19 protein-coding genes and 1 pseudogene are annotated in these 14,892 nt (G+C 61.5%); 11 read left to right on the top strand and 9 right to left on the bottom strand.

All coding sequences use genetic code 11. The annotated features are described in order from the left end of the window. Window positions 1-136 precede the first annotated feature (136 nt). A complete protein-coding gene (locus ACZ89F_RS15360) occupies window positions 137-340 on the top strand; it encodes a DUF3126 family protein (protein ID WP_013531334.1) in 204 nt (67 codons plus the stop codon). 67 nt (window positions 341-407) lie between these two features. On the opposite strand, the gene ACZ89F_RS15355 is transcribed toward ACZ89F_RS15360, so the two are convergent. Next, entirely contained in the window at window positions 408-1,139 is a 732-nt protein-coding gene (locus ACZ89F_RS15355; RefSeq protein ID WP_476092713.1) for a hypothetical protein, read from the bottom strand. Between the two features lie 125 nt (window positions 1,140-1,264). Between ACZ89F_RS15355 and ACZ89F_RS15350 the strand changes: the two genes are divergently transcribed. Together ACZ89F_RS15350 and ACZ89F_RS15345 are read left to right on the top strand one after the other, a co-directional pair. After that, on the top strand, window positions 1,265-1,606 hold the full coding sequence (locus ACZ89F_RS15350; protein ID WP_136622401.1) for a DUF6949 family protein: 342 nt from the start codon (window positions 1,265-1,267) through the stop codon (window positions 1,604-1,606). A gap of 20 nt (window positions 1,607-1,626) precedes the next feature. Beyond that, the gene (locus ACZ89F_RS15345; protein ID WP_476092712.1) at window positions 1,627-2,154 is read left to right on the top strand and encodes a gamma carbonic anhydrase family protein; all 528 of its coding nucleotides are present in this window, start codon (window positions 1,627-1,629) and stop codon (window positions 2,152-2,154) included. A gap of 48 nt (window positions 2,155-2,202) precedes the next feature. Here ACZ89F_RS15345 and ACZ89F_RS15340 read toward each other — a convergent pair whose 3' ends face one another. From ACZ89F_RS15340 to ACZ89F_RS15320, 5 genes are all read right to left on the bottom strand, one after another. Continuing rightward, window positions 2,203-2,763 (bottom strand): ankyrin repeat domain-containing protein, encoded by a 561-nt coding sequence (locus ACZ89F_RS15340; RefSeq protein ID WP_476092710.1) that lies wholly within the window; start codon window positions 2,761-2,763, stop codon window positions 2,203-2,205. A gap of 117 nt (window positions 2,764-2,880) precedes the next feature. Further along, window positions 2,881-3,633 (bottom strand): NYN domain-containing protein, encoded by a 753-nt coding sequence (locus tag ACZ89F_RS15335; RefSeq protein WP_476092709.1) that lies wholly within the window; start codon window positions 3,631-3,633, stop codon window positions 2,881-2,883. Between the two features lie 297 nt (window positions 3,634-3,930). Further along, on the bottom strand, window positions 3,931-4,539 hold the full coding sequence (locus ACZ89F_RS15330) for a transglutaminase-like cysteine peptidase (protein ID WP_056584421.1): 609 nt from the start codon (window positions 4,537-4,539) through the stop codon (window positions 3,931-3,933). Window positions 4,540-4,808: 269 nt separating this feature from the next. Further along, a complete protein-coding gene (locus ACZ89F_RS15325) occupies window positions 4,809-5,426 on the bottom strand; it encodes a PilZ domain-containing protein (protein ID WP_476092708.1) in 618 nt (205 codons plus the stop codon). 183 nt (window positions 5,427-5,609) lie between these two features. Beyond that, window positions 5,610-6,242: a PAS domain-containing protein gene (locus ACZ89F_RS15320; RefSeq protein WP_476092707.1), complete on the bottom strand. Its 633-nt coding sequence runs from the start codon at window positions 6,240-6,242 to the stop codon at window positions 5,610-5,612. A 389-nt stretch (window positions 6,243-6,631) separates the two neighbouring features. Between ACZ89F_RS15320 and ACZ89F_RS15315 the strand changes: the two genes are divergently transcribed. Further along, window positions 6,632-7,393 (top strand): rhomboid family intramembrane serine protease, encoded by a 762-nt coding sequence (locus tag ACZ89F_RS15315; protein WP_476092706.1) that lies wholly within the window; start codon window positions 6,632-6,634, stop codon window positions 7,391-7,393. An 87-nt stretch (window positions 7,394-7,480) separates the two neighbouring features. After that, window positions 7,481-7,912 carry a CBS domain-containing protein gene (locus ACZ89F_RS15310; protein ID WP_183452886.1) on the top strand — a complete coding sequence of 144 codons (432 nt, stop codon included), beginning with the start codon at window positions 7,481-7,483 and terminating at the stop codon, window positions 7,910-7,912. Between the two features lie 48 nt (window positions 7,913-7,960). On the opposite strand, the gene ACZ89F_RS15305 is transcribed toward ACZ89F_RS15310, so the two are convergent. Continuing rightward, entirely contained in the window at window positions 7,961-8,218 is a 258-nt protein-coding gene (locus ACZ89F_RS15305) for a YjhX family toxin (protein ID WP_476092705.1), read from the bottom strand. A 280-nt stretch (window positions 8,219-8,498) separates the two neighbouring features. Here ACZ89F_RS15305 and gatB point away from each other — a divergent pair. From gatB to ACZ89F_RS15285, 4 genes and pseudogenes are all read left to right on the top strand, one after another. Continuing rightward, window positions 8,499-9,999, top strand: a pseudogene (gatB, locus tag ACZ89F_RS15300) (Asp-tRNA(Asn)/Glu-tRNA(Gln) amidotransferase subunit GatB). Between the two features lie 5 nt (window positions 10,000-10,004). Then, window positions 10,005-10,493, top strand: a complete 489-nt coding sequence (locus tag ACZ89F_RS15295) for an N-acetyltransferase family protein (protein WP_476092704.1) — start codon at window positions 10,005-10,007, stop codon at window positions 10,491-10,493. A gap of 116 nt (window positions 10,494-10,609) precedes the next feature. Next, window positions 10,610-11,308 carry an AIM24 family protein gene (locus ACZ89F_RS15290; protein WP_476092703.1) on the top strand — a complete coding sequence of 233 codons (699 nt, stop codon included), beginning with the start codon at window positions 10,610-10,612 and terminating at the stop codon, window positions 11,306-11,308. A gap of 96 nt (window positions 11,309-11,404) precedes the next feature. Continuing rightward, window positions 11,405-11,749, top strand: coding sequence for a VanZ family protein (locus ACZ89F_RS15285; RefSeq protein ID WP_476092702.1), 345 nt, complete (start codon window positions 11,405-11,407; stop codon window positions 11,747-11,749). A 40-nt stretch (window positions 11,750-11,789) separates the two neighbouring features. Here ACZ89F_RS15285 and panC read toward each other — a convergent pair whose 3' ends face one another. Next, entirely contained in the window at window positions 11,790-12,641 is an 852-nt protein-coding gene (panC, locus tag ACZ89F_RS15280; protein WP_476092700.1) for a pantoate--beta-alanine ligase, read from the bottom strand. After that, window positions 12,638-13,480, bottom strand: coding sequence for a 3-methyl-2-oxobutanoate hydroxymethyltransferase (gene panB / locus ACZ89F_RS15275; RefSeq protein ID WP_476092699.1), 843 nt, complete (start codon window positions 13,478-13,480; stop codon window positions 12,638-12,640). Before panB ends, panC begins: the two co-directional genes overlap by 4 nt. 225 nt (window positions 13,481-13,705) lie before the next feature. Between panB and ACZ89F_RS15270 the strand changes: the two genes are divergently transcribed. Further along, entirely contained in the window at window positions 13,706-14,104 is a 399-nt protein-coding gene (locus tag ACZ89F_RS15270; RefSeq protein ID WP_476092697.1) for an NADH:ubiquinone oxidoreductase subunit NDUFA12, read from the top strand. A 141-nt stretch (window positions 14,105-14,245) separates the two neighbouring features. Further along, entirely contained in the window at window positions 14,246-14,839 is a 594-nt protein-coding gene (locus ACZ89F_RS15265; RefSeq protein ID WP_476092696.1) for a DUF2155 domain-containing protein, read from the top strand. Window positions 14,840-14,892 lie beyond the last annotated feature (53 nt).

Genomic DNA, 14,892 nt, shown 5'->3' with positions numbered 1-14,892 from the left:
TTCACGAGGCCGCCGCCTGCCGCCGGATTCCGGCCGCTTGCATGAGCGGGTGGTTGTCTCGCTTGCCTTTACATCGCCATTGTCGACGTGCCAGAAGCGCGTTCGAACGAGCAAGCCCGATGATCGGAGAAGACTGTTGAAGCCGGACGAAATCAGAAAGCTGGACGCCTATTTCAAGCGCGTCTTCCAGAACCCCAAGCTCGAGGTCAAGGCACGACCGCGCAAGGATGATTCGGCCGAGGTCTATGTCGGCGACGAATTCCTCGGCATCGTCTTCAAGGACGAGGACGACGGCGACTACAATTTCTCGATGGCGATCCTCGACATCGATCTGGCCTGAGCCAGCAATCTTGCGCTCGGCCGGCTCTGCCTTATGCGGCCGGCCAGCCGGATCTCCCGAGGCGTTCTTAATGTCCTGCTTTCAGGACATGTTCGGCTTCGGTGGCGATTGCCGCGTCGAGCGCCTGCCAATCACCCAGAAACTCTCTTGGGAAGCGATAGGTGAGGCTGAGTTCGTCGCCGACCTGGATGTCGCGCTCGCAGGGCGCCAGCGATTCCTCGGCACTCGGCCCGCTCAGGCAACGGGCCACGAACGGGTCCTTGCCGGGGCGGTTGCCGACAACCAGCACCTCGTTCAGATAGCCTGATTTCTCATTGAAACCGTACGCCATCGTGCCGCCGGGTCCCGCAATGCCGGGCTGGGTGATCAACGCGCTGTAGATCGGCGCGAAGCGGCCACTCATGTCACGCGACATCATCTGCTGTTCGAAAGACAGGAAGATGATGCTCTTGCCGGTCCCCGTGTGATTGAAGTCGTCCCGCGCGGCCTCGCTGTAGCCGTCCATCTGGGGATAACGCAGATAGAGGTCGAGCCGCGAGGCGATGCCGTCGTGCCGGGCCTGGGCGAAACGGATGGTGTTGGCCGGCACGGCAATGACGTTGTTGCCGATCACAACCTGGTGGACCGTTGCGTCGTCGGTGTATCCGGCCATGGCGATCGAATGGCCGAACCATTTGCCGCCAAGGCTGATCGCCACCGACAGCAGGGCCAGCGCCGCGAACCCGTAGAACACCCGCTTCATCAGCCTGGAATCGACCACGGTGAGTTCGGGGCCGTTGGTGAGCGCTGCCTGCTTCATCTCAGTCCTCGGATCTCGGGCCGCCTGTCCGCCTCTGGTGTGCCTGGGCGGCACACATCGCACGGCATGGCTCTTGCAGCCTTCATGGAACGACTGTGCAATTTCATGGTAAATGGAAAGTTAAGATGGGACCGCTGGAACTCACACTCTTTGCTTTTGTCGTCGGGCTGACGGCCTGCGGGCTGGCTGGATCGGCCATGGAACTGGTGTCAGGCCGCAAGGTCGCCTTCACCGAACCCTATGTGTCGCCGTCACATGTTTTGCGCTCGCTGCTCGCCACCGCGTGTGCCGGGCCCTTCATGCTGGTCAACGATGCCATCGATGCCCGGCGTGAGCGCCGCATTTCGACGCTCGCGCTGATGTCCTGCGGCTGCACGGCAATAGCCTGGTCCTTGGCGCTGGGCATCGTCGTGCTTGCCATTGCCTCATGGACGATCCGTCTCCTAGGGTCCGAATTGCCAGCCTGAGACGATTCGGAGACCGAAAAATGCCGCTCTATGCGATCGATGGAACGGAGCCCAGCTTCGCGGATGCGGACTCGAACTGGATCGCGCCCGATGCGACGCTGATCGGCGACGTGCGCGTTGGCCGCAACGCCGGCTTATGGTTCGGCACCGTCATTCGCGGCGACAATGAGCCTATCGTCATCGGCGCCGACACCAATGTGCAGGAACATACGGTGATGCACACCGATCCCGGCTTCCCGCTGACCATCGGTGAGGGTTGCACGATCGGCCACCGCGCCTTGCTGCATGGTTGCACGATCGGCGACAACAGCCTGATCGGCATGGGCGCCATCGTGCTGAACGGCGCGAAAATCGGCAGGAATTGCCTGGTAGGCGCCGGCGCGCTGGTCACCGAAGGCAAGGAATTCCCGGACAATTCGCTGATCGTCGGCTCGCCGGCCAAGGCGATCAGGGTGCTGGACGACGCGGCCATCGCAAGGTTGCGCGGCTCGGCGGCGCACTACATTGCCAATGGCAAGCGCTTCAAGGCGGGGTTGAAGAAGGTCTGAGGCCAGCTTTGGCCGATCCTGTCGCCGGCGGTTTCATCGCGGGTCCACTCACTGTCCGTCAATGCTGCGCCCGGCCATCGCATCGCGCAGCATTGAAGCACCGGCTTCGAAACCGGCAATCTCGGCTTCCTCGATGGCTGTCCTGTAGTCATCGATGCGGGTTCCGAGCGCCGGGTCGGCGCCCGCCGCCAAAAGCAGGCGGATCGCATCGACACTGCGGATCGCCACCGAATAGTGAAGCGGCGTCCAGTCGTTGACGCCCCGCATGTTGGGGTCGGCGCCGGCGTCGATCAATACCCGCACGATGCCCAGCCTGTCAGCCCGGTCGGTGGACAGCGCCGCAATGATGGAAGGAAACCCGCCGTGATCCCTGTAGTTCGGATCCGAGCCGGCATCCAGCAGGGTCGAGATGAAGCCGACAGGGCTCCAATAGATCGCATATTCCAGCGGATGCCCGAGGCCGAACTCAAACGGCATGCGCTCGTCGAACCAGCGGGAAGAGCCGCCCAGGGCTACGCCGAGGCCTTCGAAATCGCCGGCCTTGAAGGCGTCGTCGATCGCCTTGAACAGGCGATGACGCTCGCACCGATCTTCCGGGATTTCCAACATCGCCGTGATCCAGAAGGCGAAACTGACTGCCTATAGTGCCCCGATCTTCTGCCCGTGGAAAGGCGGTGGTCTGATGTGCTTGGTAGGGCTATGGGACCTGTGCCCTTCCAGACATCGCTAGGCGGCTTTGTTTCTTGCCTTTTTCCCAGCCGCAGGCTTGGTCCGTATTCGCATGGCTCCGCCCTTCGGGGTTTCGATTTCAAATGCGTCTGTGCTCCTCACCAGATCGCTCAATTTGCTGAAACCGTAGGTGCGAGGATCAAAATCTGAAAACAGGTTTGACAACTGCTTTCCGAAGGTGCCGAGCAATACCCAGCCATCCTCACTGTCCATTTGACCAATGACTTTCTTGAGTATGGGCATAGCAGCGCTGGACGATTGGAGCGGCTTGGCTACAGGCGCGGTATCCTGAATGTTCGTCGCGCCACGCAGAAGATTTTCGGTGTAGATGAACCGGCGACATGCTTGCCGGAAGCTTTCCGGAGTTTTCTGCTCGCCGAACCCGAATACATCGACGCCGTGTTCGCGAATGCGGGCGGCGAGTCTGGTGAAATCACTATCGGAAGAGACCAGACAGAAACCGTCGAAACGACCGCTATGGAGCAGGTCCATGGCATCGATCACCAGTGTGATATCGGATGCGTTCTTCCCGGCGGTATAAGCGAACTGCTGCTGCGGAATGATCGCATGCTTTGACAAGACGTCTGCCCATCCCTTCGATCGGGCGTTTGAAAAATCACCGTAGATGCGGCGGACGCTGGCTTCGCCAATCTTCGCGATCTCCTCGAACAAGCCGTCGACAATCTTGGCGGAAGCGTTGTCTGCGTCGATAAGAACCGCAAGACGCGGTGATCGGGGTTCGATCGGCATACGACACTTCCTGCGGCTGGCTCACTCTCGAGTTTCGAATTTTAGCGGGCGAAACCATCGTCGACGCGCGGTTTGCGCTACTTCGCAGTTGTAGCAGAGGTAGGCAGCAAACAGAAATCCAAGCTATTGGAATCGATAAAACTATCACAGTTACAATGAGCTATCGCCAGAAATGGCGGAGCCGGCCCGGGGACGGGGCCGGCTCCTATGACCCGGTCGTTGGGGACGGGGAGGGTGGGGACTCGACCGGGTTTCTCCTTAAGCGGTCGCATTCATGCGACGCGCTTGATCTCTGTTCTAGCGGACGCTGGCGACCGCGTCGGAGCGGCCGTCGTTGATCGTCACCCAAACGCCGGAATTCTGATCTGACTGGCGCTTGAGATAGGTGTAGTCGGTGTCCGTCCAGGACAGCACCTTGGTCTCCAGATTGTCGAGGATGAATTCCCCCAGGCTGGTGCGCACGGTCAGCACTGCGTGTCCGTCGCCATTCGGCTGGCGCGCGACCGTCATCAGCAGATTGCCGGCGGGCACGCCCGCAGCCATCAATTCGCGACGCTTCTCCAGAGCGTAGTCCTCGCAATCGCCATAGCCATTGTCGGGATAGGCCCAGTATTCCTCGACACCGTAGTTTTCCATGTCGGTGCGCGGCTTGATGTGGGTGTTGACCGAATTGTTGATGTTGACGATCGTCGCCCACAGTTTGCGGGTCAGTTCGACCGGCGCGCCCTTGGGGGTCCTTTCGCTGCATTCGCCGGCTATGCGCTGGCAGAATTCATAATGGCCAACAGGCTGCGTGGTGCGTCCGCCGGTGTGCATATAGGCCGGTCCCGCGGCATATGCTGATCCCCAAGCGGAAAGCTGCATCGCCATTGCCACCAGCAACAGCTTGCCCCTCGTTTTCTTCATTGTTGTAGTCTCCCCGTTCGAAGGAGACATTGCCACAAGTGGATTTATTTGACGCAAAAGCGCGAAGTAGATATTGAGTAAAACGCCAATAGAATAAACGTAAAATTTGAATCATTTGAGTATTAAATTGTTTGTGGTTTGAAGCCTCGGCTCTCGTGCTTTGATGTCACGCAGGCCTTGCCGGGATCGGCCGAAGCACGCTGGTCATGGGCATGAAAACAAAAAACCGGCCACGAGGGCCGGTTTCCTGGAGTTGCTGTCGGGTCTTGTCAGACGCGCGGCGTGTTGAATTCGGAATCGAGCGTCTCGGGGCGCTGGATGACGGCGAATTCGATGGCGACGCCGTCCTCGAAATGGCGCACGATCTGCCCGCGCATGGTGCCGAGCATGACCTGGATGCCGATCGCCGGCTTGACGTCGATCTCGATCGCGGCGCCGGAAAGCGACAGGTCGATGATGCGGCACTGATACTGACGGCCGTCGGTGAGCTGCAGCACGCTGGTCGGATTGCGTGGCGCGACGCGCTCGTGGCGACGGTCCTCCGGCAGGTCGAGTTCGTGCTTGTTGGCAAGCCAGGTCAATTGCGCGGCAAGCTTGTCCTTCTTGCGATCCGACGCGATGACGGTCATCGCGAAACCATCCTGCAAGGTGCGTGTGACGACACCTTCGATACGGCCGATATGATCGATGTAGGCGATGATTTTTTCGCCGGGCATGCCGACGCGGTCGGTGCGAAACGCAACATTGCCCGGCGACATGTCGACGACCTGGCAGGGATGCTCGGTGCGGTCTTCCAGCATGAAGCGCCCGTATATCTTGACCCGGACGCGCTGAAAGTTACGCCTCTCAGCTTGGGACGGCGCGTAGTCGACCGCCGCTGACCTCATGACTGCCTACACCCCGTTTGGCATCCCACGCGTCGATGCGAGGAACTTCATCGCAGAAGTACAGCAAAGCGGGTTAACAAAGGGGAAAAGTGGCGCTTCAGGCTTTCCTTTTTATGCATGTCGTTGTCCCAAAACCGCAGCGCACCTTTTTTGGTGACATGCGTCAAGCCGTGAGATTGCGGACTATTCCTCGCGTCCCCCATCGAAGACGACGAGATGGCGGATGCGGCGGGCCCGGCCGAGCGCCGAGATCGTCTCGGGTGTTCCGAGTTCATCGGGAACGAGCGAGGGGACATCGATCGCCGGGCGGTTGTTCAGCAGCTCCTTCTCCGGATCGATGACGCGGATCGAATCGATCAACGCGTCGGTGATCGGGTCGGCGCCCAGCCAGAAGGGCTTCTCCACGGCGCTGATGACGCCCAGGCAGCGCGGATTTTCGACGCCGCCGTCAAGCGGCAAGGCAAGCAGCTCGAACTTGTTGGAGCGTCCGTTGCGGCTGAAGCCCTCATAGCTGATGAGCACGACCGACTTCTGGTCGAAGACGCCGTGGATCAGCCGCGAAACGAGCCGCTGATCCTTCTCGCGCCACAGCGATGGAAAGGAAAAACCCTTGAGCTCACGGCCATAGCAGGCGCAAAGCCTGGTGCCGGCTAGCCGGAATACGGCTTGCCCGCGCGTGTCCCGTTCCAGGATAAAGGTGTCGGCCAGCAGCGACTTGATGTCCGCCGGTTCGACCTCCGAACGCTTCGGGGCAGGGCGTCCGTCACGCAGGCGGTTCCAATATTGGAACAGCGTGATCGATCCGTTCTGGTTCATGCTATGCTGCTCCGCGCAATCTGTCGTCTGATGTCCCATCGGTGAACAGAAGGGCGCCCTCCGATGACTTACATGCGTTGCGGAGCAGGAAGCGTGCCAGCGTCGTTAACACTTGTTCACGGGTCGGGGCCGTTAAGGTTAACAAGTGGTTTACATTGCATCGAAGCGAGCCCCGTGGCACATAAAAACCACTCCAGAAGCGGTCGTTTCGCGACGATCGGCAGCACTTCAGTCAAGAGTTTTAGGGGAGCAGGGGGCTCGACCAGCCGTTCAAGGGAAACCTTGAACGGCTTCTTTTTTGATTCGCGCCCAGCGATTCGCGGTTTGCGGTTCGGTCCGCGGTGATCTAGATGCTCGAACCCCGAAGCCCGCAGTGAGTGCATTTTCAAATGAGTGAACCGGTAACTCCCTCGGAAGTCGACCCGGTCGAGGACGCGCCCGAGCCCCGGCGGCGCGAGCCGGTGTTCAATCTGCCGCCCGTCGTGCTGGCGGTGATCGGCATCTGCGTGGCCGTCTATCTGCTGCAACAGTATGTGTTGAGCGAATCCCAGCAGATGACACTGCTGTATGACGGGGCCTTCATCCCTGTTCTCTACACTGGGCAATACGGCTTCGACTGGTTCCTGTTTTCCCGGCCCTTCACCTATGCCTTCATGCATGGTGGCCTTGCCCACATTGCCATCAACATGGTGTGGCTCGCCGCTTTCGGTTCGCCGTTGGCAAATCGTCTGGGCACGCTCTGGTTCGCGCTGTTCTTTGCCGTGACCGGGCTGGCTTCGGTCGCGCTTTTCTGGGCGGTGCATCCTTACGGAGAGGCGCCGCTGGTCGGCGCTTCCGGCGCCATATCAGGCATGATGGGGGCTGCGGCGCGTTTTGGCTTCCGTACGGACCGTTCGGCCGGCAAGGCCGCCTTCGCCGGCCCTGTGCTGCCGATCGCATTCGTATTGCGCTTGCGCGGCGTCGTGATCTTCCTTGCGGTGTGGATGATCATCAACCTCGCCACGGGCCTTCTCGGCTTTGCGCCTGGGGTAGACGGCCAGATCGCCTGGGAAGCCCATATTGGCGGCTTCGTCGCCGGCTTCTTCGGCCTGCGCTGGTTCGACAGACGATGGCAGGCGCCCGAATGGGAGACCGACGACCACCACACTTGAAATGCAACCGATCACGGCGCACGATGTTCACTCTTATGTGAAGGCCGGTCAGGGCAGGAACCGGCAGGCAAAGCAGAGGAGGACGCCATGACGGTTAAGGCAATTCTCGAGAAAAAAGGCCATGACGTATTCACGCTCGGGCCGAACGAAAAGCTGAGCGAAGCCATCCGTATCCTGGCAGAACACAAGATCGGTGCGCTGGTCATCACCAATGGCGATCGCAAGATCGTCGGCATCCTTTCAGAGCGCGACATCGTGCGTGTTGTCGCCCGCGAAGGGGGAGCCGCGCTCGATATCGCCGTGCGTTCGGCGATGACGCCGAAGGTGAAGATCTGCAACGAAAACCACACCGTCAACGAGGTGATGGAGATCATGACCCGAGGCCGCTTCCGCCATCTGCCGGTGGAAAAGGACGGTATGCTCGATGGCATCGTGTCCATCGGCGACGTGGTCAAGCGCCGCATCGAGGATGTCGAACGCGAGGCCGACGAGATCAGGGCCTATATCGCCACCGCCTGAGCGGTGAAGGAAACCGCCGGCCGGAGTGCCGACCGGCGGAGCCGTATTCTACCTGTTGTCGAGTTCGGAACGGACGAGTTCGAGCCCACGCCGGGTGATGCGGTAAGGTCCGCCGTCCGACGATGAAACAGCCTTCTTGCGTTTCAGCTTTCGAAACAGGTCGAGATCGACGCCCGGATAGTGCCAGCCGTCACGGGTCAGGCATTTGACGGAGGCGATCCGCTTTTTCTCGTTCTTTTCGATTTCAATGCGTCCGCCCTGCGCGAGCAGGTGCAGGATGCGCTGTTCTATGCGCGAAATGTCCATGGGAGAGTTTCCGGGAAAACAGAAAATGCCGCCGCCGCGAAGCTTCGCGGCACGGGGTTTCAGGTTTTCTGCCCTGCCTCGCTAGGAGGTCAGGGCCTTACCGGGACTGTGCGTAAGTGGACATCCACTCTCCATTGGGATGGAGAGGTATGTAGCTGAAGGCCGTGGAAAAGGCCAGTCCGCGGCTTTGCGCTTGTCTCGCGAAGCGGTTTGCACTAGCGAAGTTGCACACCAAAATATGCGTAAACGCATAATCCGTAGTTCCAATACGCAGGCCACAATGTCTCTTATCGACACCCGCACGCCCGACGCCAAGCGCCTTGTTTCTGGCGCCACCGGCGATTGGGAGATCATCATCGGCCTCGAGGTCCATGCGCAGGTCACTTCGGAAGCAAAGCTGTTTTCGGGCGCCTCCACCGCCTTCGGCGCGGCGCCCAACGCCAATGTCAGCCTGGTCGATGCGGCCATGCCGGGCATGCTGCCGGTGATCAACGAGGAATGCGTCAAGCAGGCGATCCGCACCGGCCTGGGGCTAAAGGCGCAGATCAACCACAAGTCGGTCTTCGATCGGAAAAACTACTTTTATCCCGACCTGCCGCAGGGCTACCAGATCTCGCAGTTCAAGCAGCCGATCGTCGGCGAGGGCACCGTGATCGTTTCGGTCGGCCCGGACCGCCAGGGCGAATTCGAGGACATCGAGGTCGGCATCGAGCGGCTGCATCTGGAGCAGGATGCCGGCAAGTCGATGCACGACCAGCATCCGACCATGTCCTATGTCGATCTCAACCGCTCCGGCGTGGCACTGATGGAGATCGTCTCCAAGCGCGGATATGCGCTCGGCCGACGAAGCCAAGGCCTATGTCACCAAGCTGCGCACCATCGTGCGCTATCTCGGCACCTGCGACGGCAACATGGACGAGGGTTCGATGCGCGCCGACGTCAACGTCTCGGTGCGCAAGCCGGGCGGCGAGTTCGGCACGCGCTGCGAGATCAAGAACGTCAACTCGATCCGCTTCATCGGCCAGGCCATCGATTATGAGGCGCGCCGGCAGATCGCCATTCTCGAGGATGGCGGCAAGATCGACCAGGAGACGCGGCTGTTCGACGCCGTCAAGGGCGAGACGCGTTCGATGCGCTCCAAGGAAGAGGCGCACGATTACCGCTACTTCCCCGATCCGGACCTTCTGCCGCTGGAATTCGACCAGGCCTATGTCGATGCGCTGGCCAAGGAATTGCCGGAACTGCCCGACGACAAGAAGGCGCGGCTGATCGCGTCGCTCGGCCTGTCGACCTATGACGCCTCGATCCTGGTGTCGGAAAAGCCGATCGCCGACTATTTCGAGAAGGTGGCCGCCGGCCGCGACGGCAAGCTCGCCGCCAACTGGGTCATCAACGATCTGCTCGGGCAATTGAACAAGGCCGGAAAAGACATTGAAAACGCTCCGGTTTCGCCCGACCAACTCGGCGCGGTCATCGACCTGATCAAGGATGGCACCATCTCCGGCAAGATCGCCAAGGACCTGTTCGAGATCGTCTGGAACGAGGGCGGCGATCCGCGCCAGCTGGTCGAAAGCCGCGGCATGAAGCAGGTCACCGACACCGGCGCCATCGAGAAGGCCGTCGACGAGGTGATCGCTGCCAACCCCGACAAGGTCGAACAGGCGCGCGCCAAGCCGAGCATGGCCGGCTGGTTCGTCGGCCAGGTGATGAAGGCGACCGGCGGCAAGGCCAACCCGCAAGCGGTCAACGACCTCGTCAAGGCCAAGCTTGGCATCGAGTAAGGGCCGTGTTCGTCCGCACCGCAGGCGAACGCGACCTTGCCGCTGTGCGGACGCTGCTGGTGGAAACCTGGCATGCGACCTATGACGCTATTTATGGCGCTGCCAAAGTCACCGAGATCACCGATGAGTGGCACTCGATTGCCTCGCTCCGCTCACGGCTGACACGGCCGAATTCGGAATTCCTGGTGGCCGATGATGGCAAGCGCATCGGCGGCATGGCTTTCGCCGCCGCCACCGCGGATGCGAAGGTCATCCTGCTGAACCAGCTCTACGTCCATCCGGACTGCCAAAGGCGCGGGATCGGGCAAGCACTGCTCGACGAGGTCGAAGCCAGTTTCCCGGAAGCGCAAACGCTGCGCGTCGAGGTCGAGGAGGCCAATGGCGCCGCCATTGCTTTCTACCGATCGAAGGGTTTTTTGCCCGTCAGCACTGCCGTAGAGTCCGGTGATACCTCAAAGCCGACGACGCTGAGTTTCGAGAAGTCGCTCGGATAGGCGGCCCAGCCGGCAATTGTCTCGCGTTTTTGATTTGACCGGCCCCAGCAGCCGTATCAACGCTGCCTGAGCCAGCGTCCGCATCCAAAGGACGCAACGGCGCGAGGGGGATTGTCATGCCGAGCTTGCCGGAACTGATGCCGACACAGGTGTCGGACGAGACCTTTGGCGGCGTCACCTATCATATAGCGGGCGAGCTGGTGCCGGTGCTTTCGGTCGATGTGACGCGGATGCCGGTCTATTTCGAGCACCACATCCTGCTGTGGAAGAATTCCACCATCACCATCGGCTTGAAATCGCTGAAGGGTGCACTGAAGCGGATGATGGCCGGCATGCAGATCTTCATCACCGAGGCGTCGGGGGCGGGCATCATTGCCTTCAGCCGCGACGGGCCGGGCCACATCGTGCCGATCCATCTGAGGCACGGCGAGGAGATCCAGGTGCGCGAGCACCAGTTCCTCGCCGCCACCGGCAATGTCGACTACACCTTCGAACGGATGCGCGGCCTGGCAACGATGCTGTTCGGCCAAAGCGGCTTCTTCATTGATCGGTTTCGCGGTGATTCCGGCGACGGCATCGTCTGGCTGCACGGCTATGGCAACGTCTTCGAAAAGACGCTCGCCGCCGGCGAAACCATCGACATCGAACCGGGTGGCTGGCTGTTCAAGGATGTCTCGGTCAGCATGGAAACCAGGATCGACCGCCTGTCGAGCGGCTTCTTCGGCGCCAACATGAATTTCATCGTCAACCGCTTCACCGGGCCGGGCCGGGTCGGCATCCAGTCGATGTATCTGCATATGCCGACCGAGGAATAGTTCGACGAAGGCGACTGGCGGGCAGCACCGCATGGCGATCCGGCCATGCGTCATCCCGGCATTTGCTGTGCCGGCTCACGACGGATATGCAAGAGAATGACCAAACTGTCCCGCACTGCAGCGTTGGCGCTGCTCGCCATCATTATTTTCGCGACCTTGTCGCCGATCCAGATGCGGCCGCACCTTGCCGAAGCGAATGTTGAGCGCGCCTTGGCTTATGTCCTGTTGGGCTTCGCCCTGGCGCTCGGCTTCCCCAACCGGCTGTATCAAGCCGTGATCTTTGTGGCTGTGACCGCCGGCATGCTGGAACTGCTTCAGATCATTGATCCCGGTCGCCACGCGCGCCTCATCGATGCGCTTGTGAAAGCCTTTGCCGGGGTGGTTGGGATCGTCGCGGGACACCTGATCGTCAGGGCCGGTGGACAAAAGAGCGAGAGGTAGGCGCGGCAGCAATCCGCCGCGGAGGATCGAGCCCTCCGCGCTAGTCAGAAGAAACCTCCACATTGTCGATCAGCCTGGTCTTACCGAGCCAGGCGGCTGCCAGCAGGCGCCCTTCGCGGTCTCGACGCCATGGCGCAAGCGTAAGGCTTTCGCGGGCCTCGACATAGTCGACTTTTTGGAAGCCGGCGGCGATCAGGGCGCGGCTGGCCTCTTCGGTTGCGTCGCTCGGGTCGGCGCCTGCCGCCAGGGCCACCGCCGTGTTGCGCAATATCACGTTGAACTGGCGGGCGATCTTCAGTTCGGCCTCACTGAGATAGGCGTTGCGTGACGACATGGCGAGACCATGGGCGTCGCGTATTGTCGGTGCGCCGATGATGTCGACGGGCAGGTCGAGATCGCGGCAGAGCTGCCTGACGACGCAAAGCTGCTGGTAGTCCTTCTCGCCAAAGACCGCACATTCAGGCGTTGCCTGCAGGAGGAGTTTTGCCACCACCGTGGCGACGCCGTCGAAAAAGGTCGGCCGAAAGTCCGATTCGAGCCCGGCTGAGGGGCCGCCAACCGAGATTTTCGTGGCGAAGCCGGCGGGATACATCTCGCCGACCGTCGGCGTGAATGCGAGGTGGGCCTTGGCCACGCCCAGCCGGTCGAGGTCGCTGGCGAGCTGGCGCGGGTACTTGTCGAGGTCTTCGGTCGGCGCGAATTGCGTCGGGTTGACGAAGATCGACACGACGCAGCGATCGGCTCTTTCGAGTCCGATCCTGACCAGCGAGATGTGCCCATCATGCAACGCGCCCATGGTTGGCACCATGGCGACCCGGAGACCATCGCGCCGCCAGTCATGGATTTGCGCGCGCAATGCGGCAACGCTGTCGACCACAACGAGTTTGCTCATGCGTCGTCCCTGCTCTTTGTCGCCGAAAAGACATGGCCGGGGCCGGGGAATGTCCGGCTTCGCACCTCGGCTGCATAGGTTTCTGCGGCATGCGAGATCACGCTGCGCAGATCGGCGTATTCCTTGACGAATTTCGGCACGCGGTCGACGGTCAACCCGACCATGTCGTCGATGACCAGGATCTGGCCGTCGCAGTCGCCGCTGGCACCGATGCCGATGGTTGGAATGGCGATGCGGCGGGTGATATCGGCGGCGACCGTCTCGACCGTGCCTTCGATGACCACCGAGAAAGCCCCGGCGTTCTCGACGGCGAGCGCATCGCGAAGCAAAGCCGCAACAGCCTCCTCGGTGCGGCCCTTGATCTTGTAGCCGCCGTCCTTCTCGACCGATTGCGGCTGCAGGCCGATATGCCCCATGACCGGAATGCCGGCGGCGACGATGGCCGCGATCTGCGGGATCATGTCGGCGCCGCCTTCGAGTTTCACCGCCTGGCAGCTGGTTTCGTCGACGACCCGCCGCGCCGAGGCAACGGCTTGTGTCGCCGAATCCTCATAGGTGCCAGCCGGCAGGTCGACGACGACGCAGGCTCTGGTCGAGCCGCGCATCACCGCTTGCCCATGCGCGATCATCATCTCCAGCGAGGCGCCCAGCGTCGTCTTGTGCCCATGCAGCACCATGGCGACGCTGTCGCCGACCAGAAGCAGGTCGACATGGTCGTCGAGCAGACGGGCGACGGGGTAGGTGTAGGCGGTCAGGCAGACAAGCGGCGTGCCGCCCTTGCGGTGGCGAATCGCCTCAGTGCCGATGCGGATGTCGGTGGTCGGCAATTCCGTGGCCAATCGTCACCCCTTCGGCCTGCAGCCGGGTTGGATACCCTGCATGGCGCAGAGCTTTAGAAAGACCGCAATGGCTTGGCAAGCACCCATCCTGCCGTCCGGAAAGATCACGGGCTTGTGTCGGGTTTCCGGCAAGCCATTTGCGCGCTCCACGTGGCAAAAGCCTTGCCTTCGGCAAGGCCTGACGCCATAAGCAGGAAACGGGCGCTGTCGGCGCGAGGGTTTGTGATGAAGACTTTTCTTACGCAGTTTTTCACCTGGTGGAACAGCCAGACGCTGGGAACGCGCCTGCACACCTGGCGGCATGGCAAGAAGGTCGGCCAGGACGAGACGGGCAACATCTATTATGAGGGCGGCATCGATTCGGAAGGCCGCACGCGCCGCTGGGTCATCTACCGCAACTATTCGGAAGCCTCCGCGATACCGCCCGGCTGGCACGGCTGGATTCATCACCGGGTCGACGTCGCGCCGTCCGGCGAGGACTACAAGTCGCGCGACTGGCAGAAGCCACATCAGCCCAATCTGACCGGCACTCCGGCAGCCTATCGTCCGAAGGGTTCGGTGCTGACCAATCAGCATCGCCCGCAGGTCACCGGCGACTATGACGCCTGGACACCCGGGTCGTAACGGCCCCGGCCTGTAACGGCGCAAGGTGCAAGCCGGTCCTTTATCGCCACAATTGGTGTTTAGCTGCTTGCTGATCAGAAAACGGCGACTAGCCTTGGCGATCGACAGAATCACCCGGGCGCGAACCACCGGTACCCCTATATGAGCTTTTTCAGCCTGACATCGATGGGCGGCCTGATGGTAGCCGCCGGCCTTGCCGTCAGCACCGCGGCCTTCGCGGCTTCGCCTGAACCCGCCGCGCCGGCGCCAGCGCCGCCCGCGGGAGCAGAACGGGTCACCAATCCCGTCGCCGAGTTTGCCGGCATCGACAAGATCACCGGCCGCATCATCACCTTCGATGTCTATATCGACGAGACGGTCCAATTTGGCGCTTTGCAGGTGACGCCGCGCGTCTGCTATTCGCGGCCGCAGACCGAGGAGCCGAAGACAGATTCCTTCGTCGAGGTCGACGAGATCACGCTCGACCGCAAGATCCGCCGCATCTTCACCGGCTGGATGTTTGCTGAAAGCCCCGGTCTCAACGCCGTCGAGCATGCCGTCTATGACGTCTGGCTGAAGGAATGCAAGCAGAAGTCGGATGTGCCGGCGCCCGATAGCGCCAAGGCCGACGCAGCCAAAGCCGACGATCCCAAGCCCGCCGCGGCCAAACCGAAGCCTGCAGCCACTCCGGACGTGACAGAGCCTGATGTGACCGAGCCGGACGCTTCGGAACCCGATACGACCGACACCAACTGATCCTCCGGAACCGTCCTGGCCACCGAGCGTTGGGCCACTGACGATGGCGCATT

The organism is Mesorhizobium sp. USDA 3734 (assembly GCF_056279665.1).
The sequence above is the reverse complement of the archived record's forward strand: the minus strand, read 5'-3'. Positions and strand labels throughout refer to the sequence as shown.

Excerpts from the sequence above, each read along its gene's own strand:
- ACZ89F_RS15305 (WP_476092705.1), bottom strand. The coding sequence starts at position 8,218 with ATGGACATTTCGCGCATAGAACAGCGCATCCTGCACCTGCTCGCGCAG.
- ACZ89F_RS15350 (WP_136622401.1), top strand. The coding sequence starts at position 1,265 with ATGGGACCGCTGGAACTCACACTCTTTGCTTTTGTCGTCGGGCTGACG.
- ACZ89F_RS15270 (WP_476092697.1), top strand. The coding sequence starts at position 13,706 with ATGAAGACTTTTCTTACGCAGTTTTTCACCTGGTGGAACAGCCAGACG.
- ACZ89F_RS15325 (WP_476092708.1), bottom strand. The coding sequence starts at position 5,426 with ATGAGGTCAGCGGCGGTCGACTACGCGCCGTCCCAAGCTGAGAGGCGT.
- ACZ89F_RS15355 (WP_476092713.1), bottom strand. The coding sequence starts at position 1,139 with ATGAAGCAGGCAGCGCTCACCAACGGCCCCGAACTCACCGTGGTCGAT.
- ACZ89F_RS15315 (WP_476092706.1), top strand. The coding sequence starts at position 6,632 with ATGAGTGAACCGGTAACTCCCTCGGAAGTCGACCCGGTCGAGGACGCG.
- panC (WP_476092700.1), bottom strand. The coding sequence starts at position 12,641 with ATGAGCAAACTCGTTGTGGTCGACAGCGTTGCCGCATTGCGCGCGCAA.
- ACZ89F_RS15345 (WP_476092712.1), top strand. The coding sequence starts at position 1,627 with ATGCCGCTCTATGCGATCGATGGAACGGAGCCCAGCTTCGCGGATGCG.
- ACZ89F_RS15330 (WP_056584421.1), bottom strand. The coding sequence starts at position 4,539 with ATGAAGAAAACGAGGGGCAAGCTGTTGCTGGTGGCAATGGCGATGCAG.
- ACZ89F_RS15335 (WP_476092709.1), bottom strand. The coding sequence starts at position 3,633 with ATGCCGATCGAACCCCGATCACCGCGTCTTGCGGTTCTTATCGACGCA.
- ACZ89F_RS15310 (WP_183452886.1), top strand. The coding sequence starts at position 7,481 with ATGACGGTTAAGGCAATTCTCGAGAAAAAAGGCCATGACGTATTCACG.
- ACZ89F_RS15340 (WP_476092710.1), bottom strand. The coding sequence starts at position 2,763 with ATGTTGGAAATCCCGGAAGATCGGTGCGAGCGTCATCGCCTGTTCAAG.
- ACZ89F_RS15285 (WP_476092702.1), top strand. The coding sequence starts at position 11,405 with ATGACCAAACTGTCCCGCACTGCAGCGTTGGCGCTGCTCGCCATCATT.
- ACZ89F_RS15290 (WP_476092703.1), top strand. The coding sequence starts at position 10,610 with ATGCCGAGCTTGCCGGAACTGATGCCGACACAGGTGTCGGACGAGACC.
- ACZ89F_RS15265 (WP_476092696.1), top strand. The coding sequence starts at position 14,246 with ATGAGCTTTTTCAGCCTGACATCGATGGGCGGCCTGATGGTAGCCGCC.
- ACZ89F_RS15320 (WP_476092707.1), bottom strand. The coding sequence starts at position 6,242 with ATGAACCAGAACGGATCGATCACGCTGTTCCAATATTGGAACCGCCTG.